The sequence below is a fragment of the Microcystis sp. M53603_WE2 genome, from assembly GCF_030065435.1.
In genome coordinates, this window is the sequence record NZ_JASJFF010000757.1 from 1 (window position 1) to 3,634 (window position 3,634).

The following is a 3,634-nucleotide window of genomic DNA, read 5'->3' on the forward strand; positions in this document are numbered from 1 at the left end:
ACACTGGGGTAAAGTTGATTCAGAAGGCAATGGCAGAGTTGGAAAAACAGATTAATCGACTTCCCCATTTGCCAAAGTGGTTTGTGGAAATCCCTTATCAAACCACTTGACTATTGGATCATCTTTTTTATGGAGTTCTCTCATAGAAAGTAGAAACAACATCCCGAAACTGGTTTGGAGAAATCATTAGTTATTTCGAGCAAAGGACAACGAATGGGGTGGTCGAGGGAATCAATAATAAACTTAAACTAATAAAACGGAGAGGCTATGGCTTGAGAAACTTTCGGAATTTTTGGGTTAGAAGTATGTTATCTTGGCATCTTGTCTGTTGATTTAGCATAAAGAGTAACGAAGAGCCGAAAAAGTCCCTAAATTTCCCCCCCAATCACTCCAAGGGTCGGCGCTTTTTGAGGGAAAAAAAGTCTAAAAATATTATCCAACAAGGTTTTTAGATTTATTCAGCACCCCCTAAATAGAACAGACAAAAAGCCTGTTCTATCCATGAGGAGAAAAAAACTTAAACGGTCATGATATCTTTTTCTTTTGTCGTTAACAAATCCTCGATTTTGGCGATAAATTTATCGGTGGATTTCTGCACTTGATCCTGTAAATCCCTGGATTCATCCTCAGAAATTTCGTGACTTTTCTCCTGTTTACGGATAGCATCGATCGCATCCCGGCGAATATTGCGGATCGCCACCTTTCCTTCTTCAGACAATTTCGCCGCTAATTTGACCAATTCCTTGCGGCGATCGCTAGTGAGGGGAGGGATATTCAAACGAATGATCTGACCGTCATTACTGGGGGTTAAACCCACGTCCGAGAGAGAAATCGCCTTTTCGATCGCCCCCATACTGGTACGATCGAAGGGTTGAATGGCGATCGTGGTTGCGTCGGGAGTGCTAATGGTCGCTAGGGACTTGAGGGGAGTTTCCATGCCATAATACTCCACCACGATCCGATCTAAAAGAGAAGCATTTGCGCGGCCGGTACGAATCGTATTAAAAGCTCTCTGGGTTGATTCGACGGTTTTCTGCATATGGTCTTGAACTTCAGCTAACTTCACAGAATCCTCCTACCAATGTTCCAACGGGTTCACCTTTGACAGCGCGAACAATATTACCTGCTACCGACAGATCGAAAACGACTATCGGGATATTATTTTCCTTGCACAGAGCGATCGCCGTTCCGTCCATCACCCGCAGATCATGGGTCAGCACATGACCGTAGGTGAGACTTTGAAAGCGTCGCGCGTTAGGATTGTGAGAGGGATCGGAATCATAAACCCCATCCACTTTCGTCGCTTTAAACACCACTTCCGCATCGATTTCGGCAGCGCGCAGGGCCGCCGTGGTATCGGTGGTAAAGAAAGGATTACCCGATCCCGCACCAAAAACCACTACCCGACCTTTTTCCAGATGACGGATTGCCCGCCGGCGGATGTAGGGTTCGGCTAATTCCTGCATCGCAATCGCTGTTAATACCCTAGTCGGTACTTGCGCTCGTTCTAGGGCATCCTGCAAGGTCATAGCGTTCATGACTGTTGCTATCATACCAATATAATCGGCCGTGGCCCGATCCATGCCGGCCGAGGCGGCTTTCACCCCGCGAAAAATATTGCCCCCACCAACCACGATCGCCAATTGGATGCCTTGGTCAACCACTTCGGAGATTTCCTGAGCGATAGCGGAAACCACCATCGGGTCGATCCCATAGCCGAGATTGCCCATCAGGGCCTCCCCACTCAGTTTTAATAATACCCGCTTGTACGCCATGCCCTTACTACCACTCGCTAAAACAAGATCTAGATAATTTTTGTCTCCCCATAAGATAGCAGGTTTTGGCCTTGATTTAAGTTGACCAGTTCACTCTCCCCTGGGGCCGACAAGTTAAGATTAATAAATCTTTTCCTTGGGGAATTTGTATTTAGTGATACCTTTGTTATTAAAAGGAGCTTAGTTTTATAGAGAATTAATAACCGTGGTCAGCGATCGATTACTATTGGTCAACAAAAGCAATCAAGGGGCTGCTAACATCGATACCTTTGATTGGGTGTATGGGTTTCAGGATGGAACTCGTCTGATGGGAAGGGTTTGCGGTTACTTAGACCCCGATAGTTATCGTCTTCTCGATCCCGAAAACTGCAGCGCTATCTACCAGAATGCCCAGGGACAAGTCCTTAGTCGTTGGCAAGCTGGAGATTTTATCGCTTTTGAACTAACCACCACCGGGGAAAATCTCCTGATCGTGGCTTCTAATGATAATTGTGTTAGTAATAGTCTCTGTTTGGTTTCGGGCATTAGTCGCAGCTGCGCCCAAGTTAGCGATGAAGGAAAATCCCTCGTCCGGGAGGTTTTTCAATACCAGGCTTGGTCTTTGCAGGGCGATAATAGCACTTCTAAGCCGGCTTTCAGTTGGAATTGTTCCGTATCTCCCTTTTTCCCCTTTGTTTCCCTGCGTTTTAATCTTCAGTCCACCAGCAGCAAAAAATTCTATCGTTGGACGGTTTCCCCCTATTTTCCCTTTTGTCCCCTCTTAGAAGTGGGAGAATCCCTTGCCTAATTAGGGTTTGCGGCAAAAAGTTTTTCGGTGGGGGCAGGGTGTAGGGTGTAGGGTGTAGGGTGTAGGGTGTAGGGTGTAGGGTTTTAGAGATTTTGAGGGGGTCAATTACCTAATTTTCAGGGAAAAAGTCCCTGAATTTTCCACCCGATCACTCCGGGATACGGTACTTTTTGGTTTCCAAAAAGTCTAAAAGTCTTACCCAACAAGGTTTTTAGATTTATTGAGCAAGCCCTAATTAGCCTTCTCTATTCTTTTGCAAATAATCGACTAATGCCCATAATCCTAGGCGATAACTTTCGGCCCCAAAACCGCTAATCTGTCCGATGGCTATATCGGCAATGTAGGAATGATGACGAAAAGACTCGCGTTTGTAAATATTGCTTAAGTGTACTTCCACACAGGCCATTTTTGTGCTTAATAGTGCGTCGCGGATGGCGATACTGGTGTGAGTATAAGCTCCCGCATTAATCAAAATACCGTCCTGCTGACCCCATGCTTGCTGAATCCAGTCCACTAATTGCCCTTCCTGATTGGACTGATGCGCGGTTAAATTCACCCCTAAACGGGTAGCTTCTTCGCTTAAAAACTGGTTAATCGTCTCTAAATTGACGTTACCGTAGAGATTCGGCTCTCTTTTTCCCAATAGGTTTAAATTCGGCCCGTGCAGAACCAGAATGCTTAGTTTATTCACAAATGTCCTCCCTATCACCACGAGAATTAATCTTATCTCGATCAGGGACTATTGCCGATCAACAAAATTTTTGCCGCTACGGTAATCACCGCACCAATAGTAGCACTGAGCGCACCGACGATGATCGGCAGAATGAGACCTCGGAATCCCTGGAGGTCAGAAATAGCTTTAATCATCGGAAATTTTGGGTCTGAAACCCCGTCGTTCTACGACGGCTTTACTGTTAAATATTAGCACATTTACGAAATATATGCTAAAACGTGAGGTATGGAAAAAGCCTATTCGTTTCGATTTTACCCCACACCCGAACAAGAGTCGCTATTGCGGCGCACTTTGGGCTGTGTAAGATTAGTTTACAATAAGGCACTCCATGTCAGAACA

At 45.5% G+C, this 3,634-nt stretch carries 6 protein-coding genes and 1 pseudogene; 3 read left to right on the forward strand and 4 right to left on the reverse strand.

What is annotated here, in order from left to right; all coding sequences use genetic code 11:
* Positions 1–158: 158 nt before the first annotated feature.
* Positions 159–332: pseudogene (locus PX481_RS16305) on the forward strand (transposase); the annotation flags it as partial.
* A 185-nt stretch (positions 333–517) separates the two neighbouring features.
* Here the strand turns inward: PX481_RS16305 and frr are convergent.
* Positions 518–1,039, reverse strand: a complete 522-nt coding sequence (frr, locus tag PX481_RS16310) for a ribosome recycling factor (protein WP_373276133.1) — start codon at positions 1,037–1,039, stop codon at positions 518–520.
* Positions 1,040–1,052: 13 nt separating this feature from the next.
* Positions 1,053–1,775, reverse strand: a complete 723-nt coding sequence (pyrH, locus tag PX481_RS16315; RefSeq protein ID WP_002732255.1) for a UMP kinase — start codon at positions 1,773–1,775, stop codon at positions 1,053–1,055.
* A 205-nt stretch (positions 1,776–1,980) separates the two neighbouring features.
* On the opposite strand from pyrH, the gene PX481_RS16320 reads away from it, so the two are divergent.
* Positions 1,981–2,562 carry a hypothetical protein gene (locus tag PX481_RS16320; protein WP_002762235.1) on the forward strand — a complete coding sequence of 194 codons (582 nt, stop codon included), beginning with the start codon at positions 1,981–1,983 and terminating at the stop codon, positions 2,560–2,562.
* A gap of 235 nt (positions 2,563–2,797) precedes the next feature.
* On the opposite strand, the gene aroQ is transcribed toward PX481_RS16320, so the two are convergent.
* Together aroQ and PX481_RS16330 are read right to left on the reverse strand one after the other, a co-directional pair.
* On the reverse strand, positions 2,798–3,253 hold the full coding sequence (aroQ, locus tag PX481_RS16325; RefSeq protein WP_288095013.1) for a type II 3-dehydroquinate dehydratase: 456 nt from the start codon (positions 3,251–3,253) through the stop codon (positions 2,798–2,800).
* 41 nt (positions 3,254–3,294) lie between these two features.
* Positions 3,295–3,429, reverse strand: coding sequence for a hypothetical protein (locus PX481_RS16330; protein WP_288031306.1), 135 nt, complete (start codon positions 3,427–3,429; stop codon positions 3,295–3,297).
* Positions 3,430–3,520: 91 nt separating this feature from the next.
* Here PX481_RS16330 and PX481_RS16335 point away from each other — a divergent pair.
* Positions 3,521–3,634: helix-turn-helix domain-containing protein (locus PX481_RS16335; protein WP_288095015.1), on the forward strand; the 114-nt coding region annotated here is incomplete at its 3' end.

What these genes read in the sequence shown, in the direction of transcription:
- pyrH (WP_002732255.1), bottom strand. Translation starts at nt 1,775, where the DNA reads ATGGCGTACAAGCGGGTATTATTAAAACTGAGTGGGGAGGCCCTGATG.
- frr (WP_373276133.1), bottom strand. Translation starts at nt 1,039, where the DNA reads ATGCAGAAAACCGTCGAATCAACCCAGAGAGCTTTTAATACGATTCGT.
- PX481_RS16330 (WP_288031306.1), bottom strand. Translation starts at nt 3,429, where the DNA reads ATGATTAAAGCTATTTCTGACCTCCAGGGATTCCGAGGTCTCATTCTG.